The sequence below is a fragment of the Ruegeria sp. YTSC002 genome (assembly GCF_059609845.1).
Genome location: NZ_JBXWML010000011.1, coordinates 24,363 through 42,158, shown reverse-complemented (window position 1 = coordinate 42,158; position 17,796 = coordinate 24,363). Strand labels below are relative to the sequence as shown.

Sequence of the window (17,796 nt, the reverse complement as noted above, 5' to 3'; positions counted from 1 at the left end):
AGACCCTACATATGCAAGGCAATGCCCCAACACCAGATGGTCAAGTCGCTGATGCCGTCAGTGGCAACTGGGTCGACACCCGTGCCCCGGCCTTTGCCCGCCCCTATCTGCGCCTCAGCCGCGCGGACCGGCCCATCGGGACATGGCTGCTGCTGATTCCCTGTTGGTGGGGGCTGGCGCTGGCGATCCTTAACGACGGTCAGCCACGTTGGGAAGATCTTTGGATCGCCATGGGATGCGCATTCGGGGCCTTTCTGATGCGGGGCGCCGGTTGCACCTGGAATGACATCACGGACCGGGAATTCGACGGGCAGGTCGAACGCACTCGCTCGCGCCCGATTCCTTCGGGTCAGGTCAGTGTCCGGCAGGCCGCGGCGTGGATGGTCCTGCAATGCATTCTGGCGCTTGGCATCCTTCTCAGCTTCAATCAGGCGGCAATCGCCATGGGCGTATTGTCCCTGCTGCCCGTGACAATCTATCCGTTTGCCAAACGGTTTACGTGGTGGCCTCAGGTGTTCCTGGGGCTGGCTTTCAACTGGGGCGCCCTTCTGGCCTGGGCGGCGCATAGCGGTTCCGTGGGATGGCCAGCGGTGACGCTGTACCTGTCTGGAATCGCGTGGACCCTGTTCTACGATACCATCTATGCGCATCAGGATGCCGAGGATGACGAACTGATCGGCATCAAATCAACCGCCCGGCTGTTCGGAGCCGATACAGCGCGGTGGCTGAAGTATTTTTTGGTGGCGACCGTGTCGCTGATGGGGCTGGCCATCGTCGATGCAGGGGTGCCGGATGCCTCGATGCTGGCATTGGGTGTTGCGCTCTGTGGGCCTTGGGCAATGGGCTGGCACATGATGTGGCAACTCCGCGCGCTGGACATCGAAGACAATGCCAGGCTGTTGCAATTGTTCAGGGTCAACCGCGACACTGGCTTGATTCCGCTGATCTTCCTCTGCGTCGCCCTGTTGCTCTGATTGCACCTGCTGAACGGGGCCTGTAAAGATCGGCCCAACCGCCTGAGGAGTGTCAAACCCAAATATGCGTCTGCCGTATTTTATCGTTGTTTCCCTGATCTTTCTTGTGTCAGCCGGGCTGTCGCTTTTGGCAGCCAGCTATGCCGTCACAAAGATCGAAGAGACATCGGAATTCGCCGTGCGCCGGGCGCTTGACCTCAAAGGGCACGACTGGGCCGAGGTTGAATCCGATGGCTTGCGCGTGGTCCTGACCGGGATTGCACCGGATGAGGCGACACGGTTCAACGCACTGACCGCAGCCGGAACCGAGGTCGATGCGTCCCGCGTAATCGACGAAATGGAGGTCGAAGCGACCTCTGCCCTCGCGTCACCACGCTTTTCGGCAGAAATTCTGCGCAATGATCACGGTATCTCGATCATCGGTCTGATCCCCGCCAGTGAAGACAGGGACGACCTGATCAGACGGCTGAGCAATCTCGACCGCAACATCGCGGTCTCGGACCTGATGGAAACGGCGGATTACCCCAAGCCCGACGGTTGGGATGCAGCGATATCCTATGCCATCGAGGCTTTGGCCAGCCTGCCGCGTGCCAAAATTTCCGCAAGTGCGGACTTGGTCAAAATCACCGCCATTGCGGACAGCCAACAGGAAAAACAACGTCTCGAACAAGATCTGACCCGCGCCGCACCGCCCAGCCTGCGGATCGGGCTGGCGATTTCGGCCCCCCGGCCCGTCATTACGCCCTTTACGCTGCGTTTTCTGATCAACGAAGACGGTGGGCAATTTGACGCCTGCTCGGCACAGGATGCAAAAGCGCGCGACCGGATCGTGACCGCTGCGCGCGATGCCGGCTTGACGGGGCCATATTCCTGCACCATCGGTCTGGGCGAGCCCTCGCCACGCTGGCCCGAAGCCGCCGAGAAGAGCATTCGGGCACTGGCCAGAATCGGCAAAGGCTCGGTCACGATGTCGGATGCGGACATCACCCTGGTCGCGGCACAAGGCACCGATCCAGCCTTGTTTGACCGGGTTGTAGGTGAACTTGAAACAGCGTTGCCTCAGGTCTTTGCCCTGCATGCCGTGCTGCCGGAACCTGAAACCAGCGAACAGACCGGGCCCATCGAGTTCTCGGCGACCCGCAGCCCCGAAGGACTTGTGCAACTGCGAGGGCGTCTGGGGGATGAAACGTTGCGGGACATGGTCGACAGCTATGCCCGCGCGGCCTTCGGCTCGGATCAGGTCTATACCGCGACCCGCATCGCGCCGGGGCTTCCGGCAGATTGGCCGGTGCGTGTTCTGGCCGGCCTGGAGGCGTTGGCCCAGCTTCACAACGGGGCCCTGACCGTAACACCAGGCTCGGTCGAACTGACTGGCCTCAGCCATGAAGAGGATGCCAAGGCCCGGATCGCAGGTCAGTTGTCGGACAAGCTGGGCGAAGGGCAGGAATTCACCCTGACGATCACTTATCAGCCGCCGCCAGAGCCCGAAGACGCGCTGCCCGATCCTGAAGTCTGCGAAGCGCAGATCGCCGAAATCCAGACCGTCAGCAAAATTGCGTTCGAACCCGGATCGGCAACGATCGCATCCGACTCGCGCGATACGGTGAACCAGATCGCCGACATCCTGCGCGACTGCGGGCCGATCCGGCTGGAGATCCAGGGCCATACGGACAGCCAGGGCCGCGAAGAGATGAACCAGCAGCTCAGCCAGGCACGGGCGCAATCGATTCTGAACGAGCTGCGCGGGCGGCGCATTCCCACCAGCAGCTATACTGCCGTCGGGTACGGTGAAACACAGCCCATTGCGGATAACGACACCGAAGAAGGCCGCGAGGAAAACCGGCGGATCGAGTTCCGGCTGATCCGCCCCGAGCCTGTCGAGGCCTCGGAAACAGGTCTCGAAGCGCTTGAGGCTGAGGCCGAGGCTGACGCGCCTGAAACGGATCAGACCGAAACGACCGCACCTGATGCGGATGCAGAGGACCAGTAAGTTGAACAGAACCGAATTCATCATCGCCACAGCCGTCATTCTGTTTGCGGCCTTCTGCATGGGTTGGTTTGCCAACTGGCTGGCACACCGCCTGTCCCGCGTCCGCCAAAGCGACGTCGCTGATCTGGATCGCATGAGCCAGGAACTGCACGAAGCGGAAGAAACCCGCGATCAGGCCATAACCTACCTTCAGCAGCGCGAAGCCGAGCTGACCAATCAGCTGACCCAGACAGAGGCAGAACTGGCCGCAGCCATGGACGGTCTGCGCGCCGCGCGGCAAGAGGCCGAGGAAATGCGCGGTCGGATCAACAACGCCGACTGAGCAACCGCTGTCCCGGACGGCTCAAGGACCTGCGCCAAATCCGCAATCAGGTCTTCGGGGTCTTCCAGACCAACCGACAGCCTAAACACATCATCCACTGCGCAATTCCCATAACGTGCCAATTGCGCCCCTTCCAATCGGAAGGACGATTGCATCAAAGCTTCGGTTCCCATCCAGAATATCAGACTGCGATGGTGGCCAAGCGACACGGCATAGTGAACGATCCGGAGTTTATCGATCATCTGCCGGGCAAACGCACCGCTGGTCGGGGCCAGGCTTTTTCCGAATGAATTGTCTGTGTCGCAAGGCCTTAGTGATTCAATCCGTGGTGCTTGCCGCCATCCTATCGATCCATTTTCACGGATTTGGTGCAGGCTCGTGAACCGGCGTTCAGAGAAGAATTGAAACCGCTCGGATCCCAGAACCACCGCGGTGGCCGCGCGACGCTACCAGCGGGTCAGAGCGTCTTCGTCCTGATCTTTGGCCGCAACCCATTCGGCGCCGGAACGGGTAGTTTCCTTTTTCCAGAACGGCGCGCGGGATTTCAGGTAGTCCATCAGATATTCGGCCGCCTCGAACGCGTCCTTGCGATGGGGCGCCGCCGTGGCCACCATCATGATCTTGTCACCCGGTGCCAGACGTCCAAAACGGTGAATGACCAGCACATCGCCCAATGCCCAACGCGCCTGCGCCTCTTGGGCGATCTTGGTCAGGGCACGTTCGGTCATACCGGGATAGTGCTCGATCTCCATCACATCCAGATCACCGCTTGCAAGGTCACGCACAACGCCGGTGAAAGTAACGATGGCCCCGTTGGCATCATCCCCGGCGGCAAAGGCATTGGCCTCGGCCCCCAGATCAAATGCCTCTTCCTGAACCGCGATCCGCATCGGTCAACCGCCCGTCATAGGTGGGAAAAACGCAACTTCCCGAACACCTGCCAGCGAAGCATCGAAATCTGACAGTTCCTGATCCAACGCGACGCGAAGGGCGGACAAATCGGCAAACGCCGCGGCATAGCGATCTTCCCGAGCGCTCAGTTCAGCCACCAGGTCGCTGACCGTGGCCGCTTGCGTTTCGACCTTTTCTTTTGGCAAGCCGATGCGTTCGCGCACCCAGGCGAAATACAGAACATCCATCGGTTAGCTCTCCTTCAGATGAGGCATGGCTTTACGTAGATAATCATAGCCGGTGATCAATGTAAGCGTTGCTGCGATCCACAACAGCCACAGCCCGACCTGACCCGCCCAGTACATACCATCGACATTCAGGCGCAGGTGGTTCACGTCTTCGACCTGCCCCGCAATGATCTGCTCGACCAGCTCGGCATCCATGCCAAAACTCGCCATCACGGCATAGTGTTCAAAGATACCCTGCGAAAACAGAACCGCGATGGCGACCATCTGGGCCGTGGTCTTCCATTTCGCCAGTTTGGTGACTTTGAGCGTGCCGGCCACATCGCCCAGGTATTCCCGCAGGCCCGAGACAAAAACTTCGCGAAACAGGATCACGGTTGCAGGAAGGACAAGCCACGGTGTCCAGTGCTCGGTCGAATAGCCCACAAGGATCATAAGCGCGATCACTACCATGGCTTTGTCGGCGATCGGATCCAGCATCGCTCCGATTTTGGTCTCCTGCTTCCATGCGCGGGCCAGATACCCATCAAACCAATCGGTAATCGCCGCTGTCAGGAACAGGATCAGTGCAAACCAGTCCGCATAGGGACGGGTGAAATACAGAAACATTACAGCCAGTCCGGGCGCGGCCAGCAGGCGCAGCACAGTCAGGAGATTGGGTAAATTCCACTTCATGGCTTGGACCCTATATTGCTGGTCCGGAACAGAAAAGCCAATCAGGCAAAAAACTTCATCACTCACAATCGCTTGGTCAAAGCGCCGCAGGCCTGACGTCTCAGAACAGTACCTCTTGGCCTTTCCCGGCTTTGCGGTCAGATTGCCGCGCAAGCCCAGCCGGAAAGCACCAGATGACAGCGCATATTCAAACCGACACACGGTCAAACATGATCGGCAGCCTCTGGATGGTCGCCGCGATGGCCGGTTTTGCGCTGGAGGATGCGTTGCTGAAAGCCGCCTCAGCCGCGCTGCCGATCTGGCAGGTTCTGGTTCTTTTCGGCGCGGGCGGGTCCGTGGTATTTGCCGCGGTGGCCCTGGCGCGCGGGCAGCGGCTGCTGCACCCTGACGTTCTGTCCGGCCCGATGAAAATTCGGGTGCTGTTCGAGGTCTTTGGTCGGTTGTTCTATGTTCTGGCCATCGCACTGACTCCGTTGTCTTCGGCCACTGTGATTCTGCAAGCCACGCCTCTGGTCGTTGTTGCAGGCGCGGCGCTGTTCTTCGGCGAGACAGTGGGTTGGCGGCGCTGGAGCGCCATCTTTGTCGGCATGATCGGCGTCGTCGTCATCCTGCAACCCACCGGAGACAGTTTTTCGCTAATGTCGATATTGGCAGTGCTGGGAATGCTGGGATTTGCCGGGCGTGATCTGGCCAGCCGCGCAGCACCCGCCACGCTTGGAACCGAAGTCCTGGGGTTTTACGGCTTCCTCAGCATCATCGTGGCCGGCGTGGCCTATCGGTTTTGGGAAGGCGCGCCGATGGTTTCACTCAGCGTGCACACAAGCCTGCACCTGACCGGCGCGGTGCTGATGGGCGTAATGGCCTATGCGTCGCTGATGAAGGCCATGCGCACGGGTGAAGTGTCTGCCGTGACCCCGTTCAGATACACCCGGCTGTTGTTCGGCATCGGGTTGGGGGTGGCCATGTTTGGTGAAAGCCTGGACCCTACCATGTGGATCGGCAGCGCGCTGATCGTCGCGTCGGGCCTCTATATCCTGTCGCGGGGTCGGCGCGCCTAGCCCTTGTCGTGGAAGAAGTCGTAAACCTTCTGCGCCAACCCGGCCGAGATCCCTTCGACCGCTTTCAGATCGGCCAGATTGGCCCGGCTGACGGCTTTGGCGCTGCCGAAATGGGCCAACAGAGCACGCTTGCGCGCAGCCCCTACCCCTGGGATTTCATCCAAAGGCGTAGCACCCACGGCCTTGGCGCGTTTCGCACGATGGGTGCCGATGGCGAACCGGTGCGCCTCATCCCTTAAGCGTTGAATGAAATACAAAACAGGATCGTTGCGTTTCAGCGCAAAGGGGCGCTGGCCGATCCGGTGGAACTCTTCCTTGCCGTGATCGCGGTCGACCCCTTTGGCAACGCCGACCATGGGAATGTCTTCGACCCCATGTTCGACCATGATCTGATGCACCGCGCTTACCTGCCCGGCACCGCCATCGATCAGCAGAAGGTCGGGCCACAGCCCTTTGTCGCGATCCGGGTCTTCCTTTTGCAATCTGGTGAAGCGGCGGTTCAGCACCTCTTTCATCATGCCGAAGTCGTCACCCGGTGTCAGGTCATCACCGCGAATGTTGAACTTGCGGTAAGCGTTCTTCATGAATCCCTCGGGGCCCGCAACGATCATGCCGCCGACAGCATTGGTGCCTTGGATATGAGAGTTGTCGTAGACCTCGATCCGTCCCGGCGGACCGTCCAGTTCGAACGCCTCGGCCAGCCCGCGCAGCAGCTTGGCCTGCGTGGCACTTTCCGACATGCGGCGGGCCAGAGCCTCGCGTGCGTTGCGCAAGGTACCGGCAACCAGTTCCTGTTTTTCGCCACGCTGCGGCACAAGGATTTCGACCTTGCGCCCGGCTTTTTCGGCCAGCGCCTGCTGCATCAGATCCACGTTTTCGATTCCGTCCGACAGGATCAGCTGCCGCGGCGGTTCCTTGTTGTCGTAGAACTGGCCCAGAAAGGCCTCCATCACCTCGGCAGGTGAAACATCCGGCCCGACGCGCGGATAGAAATCCTTGTTGCCCCAGTTCTGGTTCGCACGGATGAAAAACACCTGCACGCAGGCCTGACCGCTGTCCATATACAGGCCGATCACGTCCGCCTCGGCCACACCGCGCGGGTTGATGCCCTGAGAGGTCTGCACCTGCGTCAGCGCCCGGATGCGGTCACGCAGACCGGCGGCGCGCTCGAACTCCATCGCCTCGGATGCGGCCATCATCTGCTCGGCCAGTTCCTCCTGTACCTTGGTCGAGCGACCCGACAGAAAGCGTTCGGCGTCCTTCACGCTTTCACGGTAATCCTGCTCCGAGATCAGGCCGACACAGGGCCCGGAACACCGTTTGATCTGATACAGAAGGCATGGCCGCGTTCGGCTGTCGAACATCGAATCCGAGCAGTTGCGCAGCAGGAACGCTTTTTGCAACTGGTTCAGCGTCCGGTTCACCGCACCGGCACTGGCGAAGGGGCCGAAATAGGCACCTTTTTCCTTCTTCGCCCCTCGGTGTTTCTTGATCTGCGGAAAGTCATGATCCTTGGCGACCAGTATGTTCGGAAAGCTTTTGTCGTCCCGCAACAATACATTGTATTTCGGCTTGAGCTGCTTGATCAGGTTCTGCTCCAGCAGCAGGGCCTCGGTCTCGGTTCGCGTGGTCAAAAACATCATCGAGGCCGTCGCGGCGATCATCTTTTCGATCCGCCCCGAATGACCCGGCCGTGTGTAATTCGACACCCGTGCCCTGAGATTTCGGGCTTTGCCGACATACAGAACCCGGCTGTCTGCATCGAGCATGCGGTAGACACCCGGAGAACTGTCCAGCGTTTTCACATAGCGCTGAATGCAGGCATAGCCGGTAGGGGATGATTCGCTGTCGCTGGTCATGATCCTGAGATATGATTCTCTGGCAATGGCTGCAATCTCATGCCTTTCAGATCAAGAGAAAACAAATCCACGGTTTCTGTGGATAAGTGTGAAGATAAAATTCCGGAAGATCGGAAATCCCCTTGTTTCCTTGCCCTTTCCTTTACTTGCACAAAAAATAGGCAACTTATCAAGGACTTGTTTTTAAAGGATATTTTTTTGCATACTTAGCAAGTGTATGAAAAAAAAGACATTTTTGTAACGCACATGTAACAGAATTGAGAGCGGTGCAAAACTTGCAGCAAAATTGCTTATTCAACACCCAGAACATCCGGAGTTTTCCAACCCAGATGCTGACCGCCGTCCACACATAAAAGCTGTCCGGTGACCGCGTGTGCATCCAGAAAATACCCAAGCGCTGCGGTTATGTCAGACGGGTTGGATCCCCGTTCCAGAACGGTATTTGAACGCTGTGCCTGGAAATGCTCTTCGCTTTGGCGGTGGCCCTGCATCGTGGGGCCCGGCCCGATCGCATTGACGCGGATCGTCGGAGACAATGCCTGCGCCGCCGTTCGGGTCAGTGCCCACAAACCCATTTTTGCGATGGTGTATGACATGAACTCGGGTGTCAGTTTGCGCACACGCATGTCCACCATGTTGACGATGAGGCCGGTTGCAAGCGGTTCGCCATTCTCATCTGCGCCAGCGCTCAGCCCCTGATCTGCCATGGCCTGCGTCAGCACAAAGGGCGCGCGCAGGTTGCTGTCGAGATGTCGATCCCAGCTTTGCCGGGTTGCCGTGCGGATGTTGTCGTATTCGAAGATCGATGCGTTGTTCACGAGACAGGTGATCGGCCCGCCCAGCGCCTCGGCCGCTTTGGGCAGCAGCGCCTGAACCTGAGCTTCATCCAGCAGATCGGCCTTCAGGGTCACGGATTTTCGGCCCAGGGCCCGTACCTCGGCCGCTGTCTTTTGCGCCGGGCCTTCGGATGAGGCGTAATGCACGGCCACATCGAAACCACGATCCGCCAGATACAGTGCCATGGCCCGGCCCAGACGAATACCGGCGCCGGTGACTAAAGCTCGGGTCATGCTTCACCTCGTTTGGTCAGATCACACCAGCAATACGATGACATAAAGCACATAGAGGAAAGTCAACACCAACCCCCAGACGCGCGAGATGTCGCGTTTGAGGAATACAAACGGAACCAGCAGCAGCGACGAGCCCAGCATGACCCACAGGTCGAACCGAAGGAATTCCGGATCGACCGGAATGCGTCCGAACCAGGTTGCGATCCCGATGATGGCCAGAAGGTTGAACATGTTCGAACCGATCACGTTGCCCAGCGCGACATCGGCCTGTCTGCGCAATGCCGCCATAAGCGTCGTCGCCAGTTCGGGCAAAGAGGTTCCAACCGCGATCAGGGTCAGGCCGATGACCGTTTCGCTGACCCCATAGGTTCTTGCGATGACGGTCGCGTTGTCGACAAGTAAGTGCGCACCCATCGGAAGCCCCACCAACCCCAGGATCAGGTAAATCGATACCTTCCAGTAGGGCATGTCAGGGTCGGCTTCCTCCAAGCCTTCAAGCTCGTCGTCATCCGCGCAAGCCTCACCACAGGCCTTGCGATGTGCTTTTGCCTCACGAAAGGCAGTCATCAGGACAAGACTCAACGCCGCCAGCAGGATCAGACCGCTGAAGAAGGTGAATGTTCCGCAAAAAGCCAGCCCGATGAACAGAACCGTCGCCATCAGCATGAAGACGTAATTCCTGCGGCTGTCACATTCACTTGTGTGAAGCGTTGCCAGCAATGCGGGCAGTCCAAGAACCAACAGGATGTTGGCCGTGTTCGATCCGACAACGTTGCCCAGCGCAATACCGGGCGCGTTCTCTTTCAATGCGCTGATGGCGATCAGCAACTCGGGCGCAGACGTGCCGAAGGCCACAATCGTAAGGCTGACGATCAACGCCGGAACACCCAGACGCAGGCTCAGGTTTACAGCACCGCGCACAAGCGCATCGCCTGCAAGCAGCAGGATCAACAGCCCAAGACCAGACAGCAGCCAAGTGGTGATCAAGTCCGACCTCCTTTTTCGCAGGCGCAGGGGCCTTTGCCTATGCGAAACCGTCCGCAGCGCGGACACTTGGCGGAACTCAGTTTCTTCTGCCCCGGAAAGCGCAGTTTGCCGAACATCGCCAGGACACCCATGCCAATCAGAAAAAGTGTGACAGCCTTGATGATCACGTCACAAACCAAAACGCGCGTAGGCCGCACGCTCCTCTAATCCGGCGATGGCATCCTGTGCCAGGTTGGCCCCGAACCGCGACCAGATTGGTTTGCGCAAGCCATAACGGCGGAACTTGACCTTGTCGCCAAAGCGTTCCTGCATTTTGGGTTTCAGATGGGCGATACCATCGATCAAACCCAGTTCATGCGCGCGACGCGCCAGCCAGACTTCACCCGTGAACAGATCGGCACTGTGATCCAGCTTGTCACCTCGGCGGGCTTTGACATGCGCGATGAAGTTTTCGTGGATGTCACCCAGCAGCCCTTGCAAGCGCGCCACATCCTCTTTCTTTTCCGGCGAAAAGGGATCCAGCATCGATTTCGATTTGCCCGCTGTATGGACGCGCCGCTCGAACCCCTGCCGCGCCAGGAAGACATGCGCGCCAAAACCTGCCGAAATGACTCCGATCGAGCCAAGAACCGAACTGTCGTCGGCCCAGATCTCATCCGCGGCGGCCGCCAGCCAATACCCTCCGGATGCCGCAACATCTTCGACAAACCCGATCACGGGCACGTCCAGCTCTTCCGACAAGCGCCGAATTCGGGCGCCAATCAAAGAGCTTTGTACAGGCGACCCGCCCGGAGAGTTGATCTCGAGCGCGACAGCCGCAGGTTTACCCTTTCGAAACGCCTTGTCGAGAACCGGGGCCAGGGTGGTATCGTTCAAGGACCCGCGACCGGCCATTCCAATGGAACCGGACAAACGGACAACGGCCACGCAAGGGTGCTTTTTTACGAACGGCAGGCTGAGCTTCATGGGTGCCGATGTAGAGTGCCCCCAACCCGTAAACAAGGGACTCTGCCGGCGTTAAACGCGACGTGAACCAAATTCCCACACCCGGCGGGCAAAAATGCAACGCCTTGGCGAGGGTCAGCTGCGAATGCGCCAGCCGGTTTTGAATATCCAGCCGATGACCGCCAGGCACAGCCCTGTAAAAGCGACGATGGCAACAAGGCTGAAAACGATCGGCACATCTGCCAGCCCGTAAAAGGACCAGCGGAAACCCGAAATCAGATAGACCACGGGATTGAACAGCGTGATGGTCTGCCACAATGGGGGCAGCATAGAAATCGAATAAAACGTACCCCCCAGAAAGATCAGTGGCGTTACCACCAACTGCGGCACCAGCGACATCTGTTCGAAGTTGCTGGCCCAGATACCGATGATGAATCCCAGCAACGAAAAGCTGAGACAGGACAGGATCAGAAACGCCGCCATGGCGAATGGATGCTCGATCCGAATATCGACAAAAAACGTCGCTGTGACCAATATCACCAACCCAACAAACAACGCCTTCGTTGCGGCGGCACCGACATATCCGATCACGATCTCGATGAAATTGACCGGAGCGGACAACAGCTCGTAGATGGTGCCCAGAAACTTGGGAAAATAAATCCCGAACGACGCGTTCGAAATCGACAATGTCACCACCGACAACATGATCAGCCCCGGCACGATGAACGCACCGTATGAAACGCCCTCGACCTCTTGGATACGGCTGCCTATGGCGGTGCCAAACACCACGAAATAAAGCGAAGTTGACAGAACCGGCGACAGAAAACTCTGTGCCAGAGTGCGAAAGAAACGGGCCATTTCGAACCGGTAGATGGCAGCGATCGCGGTCCAGTTCATGCGGCCTCTCCGGATACCAGATTGACGAAAATCTCTTCCAGGCTTGATTGCCTGGTCTGCACGTCGCGCAACACCAACCCGGCCTCGGACACGTCATTCAGCAAGGTCGTTATGCCGGTACGATCCGCATGGGTGTCGTAGGTATAGATCAGGCAATCCCCCGCGCCATTGAGGGCAAGATTGTGGCTGGCCAGACTGTCGGGGATCCGATCGATGGGTTCGGTCAGCATGACTTCGATCTGCTTTTTACCCATCTGCGACATGAGTGTGGCCTTGTCCTGCACCAGCAAAAGCTCTCCCTTGTCGATGACGCCAATGCGATCCGCAATTGCTTCTGCTTCTTCAATGTAATGGGTGGTCAGAATGATGGTGACACCGTCCCGTTTCAGTTCCGCCACAAGCTCCCACATGTCCTTGCGCAACTCGACATCCACTCCGGCAGTTGGCTCGTCCAGAAAAAGCACCCGGGGTTCATGGGCCAGGGCCTTGGCGATCAGCACCCTCCGCTTCATGCCGCCGGACAATTCCTTGATCGCGTTGTTGCGCTTGTCCCATAGGGACAGCTTGCGCAGAATCTCTTCGATCCGCGCGTTGTCCTTGCCAAGGCCGAACAGCCCGCGCGACAACCGAACCGTGTTCCAGACCTTTTCAAAGGGTTCCAACGCGATCTCTTGCGGTACAAGCCCGATCATCCTGCGCGCTGCGCGATAGTCGGACTGGATGTCATGTCCACCGACCGTGACCACCCCCGAAGTCGGGTTTGTTATCCCGCAAATCGTCGAAATCAGGGTTGTCTTCCCGGCGCCATTTGGTCCCAGAAGCGCAAGTATCTCACCCTCTTCAATATCCAGAGACACACCCTTCAGCGCCTCGAACCCATCGGCGTAAGATTTGCGAAGATCATTGATGGACAAAATGGTCGTCATATCCGTTCCCCGTTCCGACCGAGACCCTATCGCGCGGAACCAGCCTGTAACAGGGCAATTCCGCACAACGTGCTGCGCATTTTCTAGTGGTTGTCAGAACCATGCTCAATTCCAACTTGCAATCCGTCAACCCACCCGCAAACTCTGCCACAACGGAGGGCGCTGATGCTGAATGGAATACGTATTGTCGAAATCGAAGGGCTGGGCCCCGGCCCGTTTGCCGCCATGCAGCTTGCTGATCTGGGCGCCGACGTCATCACGATCCATCGCAAAGGCCAGGCAGTAACACCGGGCATGCCGGACCGCTCGCTTCTGGACCGCGGCAAACGATCGATCGCGCTTGATCTGAAGGATCCCGAAGATCTGGCGACCGCCCGCCGCCTGATTGACACGGCGGATGCACTGATCGAAGGCTTTCGCCCCGGTGTGATGGAGAAGCTGGGTCTTGGCCCGGATCTTTGCCTGACCCGCAACCCAAAACTGATATACGGCCGCATGACAGGCTGGGGGCAGGATGGTCCGCTGGCCGACACGGCAGGACATGACCTGAATTACATCGCCTTGTCCGGTGCGCTCTGGTACGCCTCTCTCCCGGATCAGCCGCCTCAAACCCCGGCAACCCTGGTCGGCGATATCGGCGGAGGCGCCATGTACCTTGTCGCGGGCATCCTGGCAGGTTTGATCAACGCGCAAAGAACCGGAAAAGGCACCGTGGTTGACGCCGCCATCTACGACGGCTCGGCCCATATGATGAACCTTCTGATGACCATGCGCCAAACCGGCAACCTGTCCGAGACCCGCGGCCAAAGCCTGCTGGACGGCCCGCATTGGAGCCGAACCTACGCCTGCGCGGATGGTGGATTTGTTTCGGTCCAATGCCTCGAACCAAAATTCTACGCCCGATTTCTGGAAATCCTGGGCCTGTCCCATGACCCGGCGTTCCAACAACAATACACCCGCAAGTTCTGGCCCGACCTGACCCGGCGCCTGGCCGAGATCTTCTCATCCAGACCGCGCGACCATTGGGCCAAATTGTTCGACGGGTCAGATGCCTGCGTCGCCCCGGTTCTCAGCCCCGACGAGGCCGCAGCCCATCCGATGAATGCGGCCCGTCAATCCTGGCGCAAGACAGACTGCACCCTACAGGCCGCCGCCGCCCCACGCTTCTCCACACACCGGTGGCAACCGAAGCCCAGCCCGGCTCGCGGCCAGCACACAACCGAGATCCTGAGCGACCTCCAAGCCCCCGAAAGCACCTGACGTACGCTTCATCTGGCCGGAAATATCCCGGGGGTGAATTGGCCAGCGGCCAAGAGGGGGCTGGCCCCCTCCCACGCGCCCTACCCGCCGCGCACCGTGTCGATCATCAGCTGAACATTCTCAGGATCTGCATCCGGTGTGATCCCATGGCCGAGGTTGAAAATATGCGGCCCCTTGGAAAATGCGCGCACGATGCGCCGGGTCTCATCCACCAGCGCCTGCCCGCCCGTAACCATGTGCGACGATGCCAGATTGCCTTGCACACAGCCATCAATCTGCACCTTCTCAGCTGCCCATTCGGGCGACACGGAATTGTCCAGCGCCACGCAATCCACGCCGGTCGACCTTGCAAACCCTATGTACCCGTCGCCTGCTTCCCGCGGAAATCCAATCACGGGGATGCCGGGATGGCGCTCCTTGATGGCGTGCGTGATCACCCGGCACGGCTCGACCGCGTATTTGCGGAAAGCTTCGCCCTTCAAAGACCCCGCCCAACTGTCAAATATCTTGACCACCTCGGCCCCGGCGTCGATCTGAGCGGACAGATATTCAATCGTTGCCGCGGTGATGCGATCCAACAGCGCCTCGAACAAAGCAGTATTACCTTCGCGCAGCGCATGGGCGGGACCCTGATCCGGCGTGCCGCGCCCTGCGATCATGTATGTGGCAACTGTCCACGGCGCGCCTGCGAATCCGATCAAGGTGGTCTCGGACGGCAATTCCCGCGACAGAATGCGCACCGTTTCGTAAACCGGTGACAATGTCTCGTGAATCGCGTCAACCGGTTTCAACGCATCAAACTCGGCCTGCTGCGTGATGGTAGACAAACGCGGGCCTTCGCCGGTCACGAACCAAAGGTCAGCCCCCAGCGCCTGTGGAACCAGCAGGATGTCGGCAAACAGGATCGCCGCATCGAACCCATATCGCCGAATTGGCTGCAAGGTAACTTCTGCTGCCAGTTCAGGATTGTAACACAGTGACAGGAAATCCCCGGCCTGAGAACGTGTGGCCCGGTATTCCGGCAAATACCGACCCGCCTGACGCATCATCCAGATCGGCGGCACATCCTGTACTTCGCCCGCCAGCGCCCGCAGCAGTTTCTTTGTCTCGGCCATGTTCGCCCCCAGCATTCAGGTTTTGGCAACGGGTCGTCCTTCGGCGGCAATTTGTCAAGCTCAGCCCCCATTGTCAGGGCAATGTGACGCGACTAAAGCTGTGCACATGACTTTGACCCTGCCCACCCCCGCATCGCCCCTCAGAATCGGCACCCGTGGTTCGCCACTGGCTCTGGCTCAGGCCTATGAAACGCGCCAGCGCCTGAGCGATGCGTTCGATCTGCCACAGGATGCGTTCGAAATCGTAGTGATCAAGACGACCGGTGACAATCGCGCCATGATCGACGCGGATCGCCCGCTGAAGGAAATCGGCAACAAGGGCCTGTTCACCAAGGAAATCGAAGAGGCGATGCTGCGCGCCGAGATCGACATCGCCGTGCATTCAACAAAGGACATGCCCGTTGAACAACCCGAAGGGCTGGTCCTGGACACGTTCTTGCCGCGCGAGGATGTGCGCGACGCCTTCATCTCTCCGCGATTGGGCTCGATCCACGATCTGCCCGAAGGCGCCATGGTGGGCACCTCGTCTTTGCGACGCCGTGCGCAGCTGCTGAACCGGAGGCCGGATCTGAAAGTGGTCGAGTTTCGCGGAAATGTGCAGACACGGCTGAAAAAGCTTGAAGACGGAGTTGCCGATTGCACGTTTCTGGCAATGGCAGGCATTCGCCGTTTGGGAATGGATGAGGTTCCGGCCAGCGCCATCTCTCCTGACGACATGCTGCCGGCAATCGCGCAGGGTACCATCGGCATCGAACGGCGCAGCAACGACATGCGCGCAGCCGAAATGCTTGAAGCGATTCATCACACCGAAACGGGATACCGCCTGGCGGCCGAACGCACATTGCTGGCTGCGCTGGACGGGTCCTGCGAAACCCCGATCGCCGGCCTTGCCGAACTGGACGGCGACACCCTAAGGTTGCGGGGCGAAGTGCTGCGCCCGGACGGAACGGAAACCGCCAGCAGAGATATGACCGGCCCCGTCAAGGATGGGCCTGAGATGGCCCGCGAAATGGCTGCGGAACTGCTTGAACAGGCGGGACCTGATCTATTCGATTGGAAAAATTCAAAATAAATTTGCTTAGTGTGAACTTGATCACTGTAGCAGGCGGAACAATCAGGCATTAATGTGACATACCGAAGAGGAAGTCGGGCCAGTCTCGAAAGTATCGAAAAGTTTTCAGATTGCCGGTGTTTTAATCAGTATTCGAGGGGGCGAGACTGACCCCCGGCTTCCAAAGGTAGAGGGTCGCTGTTGGGTTCAACAGCGACCCGTTTACGTTGTACCAGATTGCGTTGTGCCAGACCCGCGTTCAGGAAATCGCGTCAACGGCGTGACGAACGGCCTCTCTGGTCTGATCCAGATCCGCTTCGGTAACCGCCAGCGACGGGTACAGTTTGCCCGGAGCCTTGAAGACCCCATGCGCCCGCAACGTTGCATTGTAAGTGGCGTTGCGCTGCGGGTCATCATGGTTTGCGCTGCGATAATCCCGACATTCGGCCTTGGTGAAATAAATGTCGAACAAGGTCTCGTCACCGCAGATGCGATGGGCAATGCCTGCCTCGTTCAAAGCGTCCGATTGCATCTGTTGCAACTGCTTCCCAATCGAGCGCAGGTGTTCATAGGTGCCTTCGCGCCGCAAAACCTCCATCGTCTTCAGCCCCGCCGCTGAGGCAACGGGGTTGCCGGACAAAGTGCCCAACTGCATCAGCCAGCCCTGTTCTCTGACTTTCGATTTGTCGAAATGCTTCATGATCTCGGCACTGGCGCCCAGCGCGGCCAGAGGAAAGCCACCACCGGTGATCTTGCCAAGCGTGCAGATATCCGGGGTCACGCCATATCGCTCTTGTGCGCCGCCGTAAGCCAGTCGGAACCCGGTGACGATCTCATCAAAAATCAGCAGCACACCAAATTTGTCGCACAAGGTCCGCAAGCCCTGCAAAAACCCCGGTTCGGGCGGGATGATCCGCTGCAAGGGTTCGACCATGATGGCTGCGACATCGTCATGCTCATCCAGCAACGCTGCCACCGCCTCAAGATCATTGAAAGGCGCGATCAGCATCTGCTCGGCCACGCTTTGGGGGATACCGGCACTGTCGGGAACGGCCTGAGGGAAATTGACCCGACGGCTGGGGGCCAGGCTCATCTGCGCCTCGGCGCTCATACCATGATACCCCCCTTCGAACTTGAGGATCTTGTCGCGCCCGGTATAGGCGCGCGCCAGCCGCATGGCGTACATGTCTGCCTCGCCCCCAGAGGCAACAAAACGCACCTGCTCGCAACAGGGAACGGCTTCGATGATGGCCTCGGCCAGTTCGATGCCCTTGCTGTTGTTGGCGAAGAAGGTCATGCCTTTGGGCAGTTGTTCCAGCACCGCTTCCATCACCTCGGGGTGGCCATGGCCCAGCAACATCGGACCGGACCCGATCAGATAGTCGATATATTCGTTCCCGTCCTCGTCCCAGACATGGCTGCCCTCGCCACGGGCGATGATGATACCCGGATCGAAGTTGCCGAAACCGCCGGCAGGCAAAACTTCGTTTGCACGCGCTATCCACTCGGACTGTGTCTGGATCTTCAGCAT

Annotated in this window: 18 protein-coding genes; 6 read left to right on the top strand and 12 right to left on the bottom strand. The window is 59.0% G+C overall.

Annotated elements, in window-relative coordinates; all coding sequences use genetic code 11:
• Positions 1–11 precede the first annotated feature (11 nt).
• The 3 genes from ubiA to AC2FFD_RS17915 all read left to right on the top strand — a co-directional run bounded on the left by ubiA (position 12) and on the right by AC2FFD_RS17915 (position 3,286).
• Entirely contained in the window at positions 12–974 is a 963-nt protein-coding gene (gene ubiA / locus AC2FFD_RS17925) for a 4-hydroxybenzoate octaprenyltransferase (RefSeq protein WP_480683531.1), read from the top strand.
• Between the two features lie 64 nt (positions 975–1,038).
• Entirely contained in the window at positions 1,039–2,964 is a 1,926-nt protein-coding gene (locus AC2FFD_RS17920) for an OmpA family protein (RefSeq protein ID WP_496873747.1), read from the top strand.
• A 1-nt stretch (position 2,965) separates the two neighbouring features.
• On the top strand, positions 2,966–3,286 hold the full coding sequence (locus AC2FFD_RS17915) for a hypothetical protein (protein WP_117870533.1): 321 nt from the start codon (positions 2,966–2,968) through the stop codon (positions 3,284–3,286).
• On the opposite strand, the gene AC2FFD_RS17910 is transcribed toward AC2FFD_RS17915, so the two are convergent.
• The 4 genes from AC2FFD_RS17910 to pgsA all read right to left on the bottom strand — a co-directional run bounded on the left by AC2FFD_RS17910 (position 3,181) and on the right by pgsA (position 5,097).
• The gene (locus AC2FFD_RS17910) at positions 3,181–3,528 is read right to left on the bottom strand and encodes a PLP-dependent transferase (protein WP_496873746.1); all 348 of its coding nucleotides are present in this window, start codon (positions 3,526–3,528) and stop codon (positions 3,181–3,183) included. The genes AC2FFD_RS17915 and AC2FFD_RS17910 overlap by 106 nt on opposite strands.
• A gap of 204 nt (positions 3,529–3,732) precedes the next feature.
• Positions 3,733–4,176 carry a molybdenum cofactor biosynthesis protein MoaE gene (locus tag AC2FFD_RS17905; RefSeq protein WP_496873745.1) on the bottom strand — a complete coding sequence of 148 codons (444 nt, stop codon included), beginning with the start codon at positions 4,174–4,176 and terminating at the stop codon, positions 3,733–3,735.
• A gap of 3 nt (positions 4,177–4,179) precedes the next feature.
• Entirely contained in the window at positions 4,180–4,425 is a 246-nt protein-coding gene (gene moaD, locus AC2FFD_RS17900; protein WP_010443581.1) for a molybdopterin converting factor subunit 1, read from the bottom strand.
• Positions 4,426–4,428: 3 nt separating this feature from the next.
• Positions 4,429–5,097, bottom strand: a complete 669-nt coding sequence (gene pgsA, locus AC2FFD_RS17895) for a CDP-diacylglycerol--glycerol-3-phosphate 3-phosphatidyltransferase (protein ID WP_170346269.1) — start codon at positions 5,095–5,097, stop codon at positions 4,429–4,431.
• Positions 5,098–5,270: 173 nt separating this feature from the next.
• Between pgsA and AC2FFD_RS17890 the strand changes: the two genes are divergently transcribed.
• Entirely contained in the window at positions 5,271–6,155 is an 885-nt protein-coding gene (locus tag AC2FFD_RS17890) for a DMT family transporter (protein WP_496873744.1), read from the top strand.
• Here AC2FFD_RS17890 and uvrC read toward each other — a convergent pair.
• The 6 genes from uvrC to AC2FFD_RS17860 all read right to left on the bottom strand — a co-directional run bounded on the left by uvrC (position 6,152) and on the right by AC2FFD_RS17860 (position 12,839).
• Positions 6,152–8,014, bottom strand: a complete 1,863-nt coding sequence (gene uvrC, locus AC2FFD_RS17885) for an excinuclease ABC subunit UvrC (protein ID WP_496873743.1) — start codon at positions 8,012–8,014, stop codon at positions 6,152–6,154. The genes AC2FFD_RS17890 and uvrC overlap by 4 nt on opposite strands.
• A gap of 290 nt (positions 8,015–8,304) precedes the next feature.
• On the bottom strand, positions 8,305–9,084 hold the full coding sequence (locus AC2FFD_RS17880) for an SDR family oxidoreductase (protein ID WP_170346266.1): 780 nt from the start codon (positions 9,082–9,084) through the stop codon (positions 8,305–8,307).
• A 21-nt stretch (positions 9,085–9,105) separates the two neighbouring features.
• Positions 9,106–10,068: a calcium/sodium antiporter gene (locus AC2FFD_RS17875; protein ID WP_496873791.1), complete on the bottom strand. Its 963-nt coding sequence runs from the start codon at positions 10,066–10,068 to the stop codon at positions 9,106–9,108.
• Between the two features lie 171 nt (positions 10,069–10,239).
• Positions 10,240–11,037, bottom strand: coding sequence for a S49 family peptidase (locus AC2FFD_RS17870; protein ID WP_480683525.1), 798 nt, complete (start codon positions 11,035–11,037; stop codon positions 10,240–10,242).
• A 114-nt stretch (positions 11,038–11,151) separates the two neighbouring features.
• Entirely contained in the window at positions 11,152–11,913 is a 762-nt protein-coding gene (locus AC2FFD_RS17865) for an ABC transporter permease (RefSeq protein ID WP_170346264.1), read from the bottom strand.
• Positions 11,910–12,839: an ABC transporter ATP-binding protein gene (locus tag AC2FFD_RS17860; protein WP_496873742.1), complete on the bottom strand. Its 930-nt coding sequence runs from the start codon at positions 12,837–12,839 to the stop codon at positions 11,910–11,912. Before AC2FFD_RS17860 ends, AC2FFD_RS17865 begins: the two co-directional genes overlap by 4 nt.
• A gap of 165 nt (positions 12,840–13,004) precedes the next feature.
• On the opposite strand from AC2FFD_RS17860, the gene AC2FFD_RS17855 reads away from it, so the two are divergent.
• Positions 13,005–14,099 carry a CaiB/BaiF CoA transferase family protein gene (locus AC2FFD_RS17855; protein ID WP_257599893.1) on the top strand — a complete coding sequence of 365 codons (1,095 nt, stop codon included), beginning with the start codon at positions 13,005–13,007 and terminating at the stop codon, positions 14,097–14,099.
• Positions 14,100–14,179: 80 nt separating this feature from the next.
• Here the strand turns inward: AC2FFD_RS17855 and hemE are convergent, their stop codons facing one another.
• Entirely contained in the window at positions 14,180–15,214 is a 1,035-nt protein-coding gene (gene hemE / locus AC2FFD_RS17850; RefSeq protein ID WP_170346261.1) for a uroporphyrinogen decarboxylase, read from the bottom strand.
• Between the two features lie 106 nt (positions 15,215–15,320).
• On the opposite strand from hemE, the gene hemC reads away from it, so the two are divergent.
• Complete coding sequence (gene hemC, locus AC2FFD_RS17845) at positions 15,321–16,286, top strand: hydroxymethylbilane synthase (protein WP_480683523.1); 966 nt, start codon at positions 15,321–15,323, stop codon at positions 16,284–16,286.
• A 238-nt stretch (positions 16,287–16,524) separates the two neighbouring features.
• On the opposite strand, the gene AC2FFD_RS17840 is transcribed toward hemC, so the two are convergent.
• Positions 16,525–17,796: an aspartate aminotransferase family protein gene (locus tag AC2FFD_RS17840; protein ID WP_496873741.1), complete on the bottom strand. Its 1,272-nt coding sequence runs from the start codon at positions 17,794–17,796 to the stop codon at positions 16,525–16,527.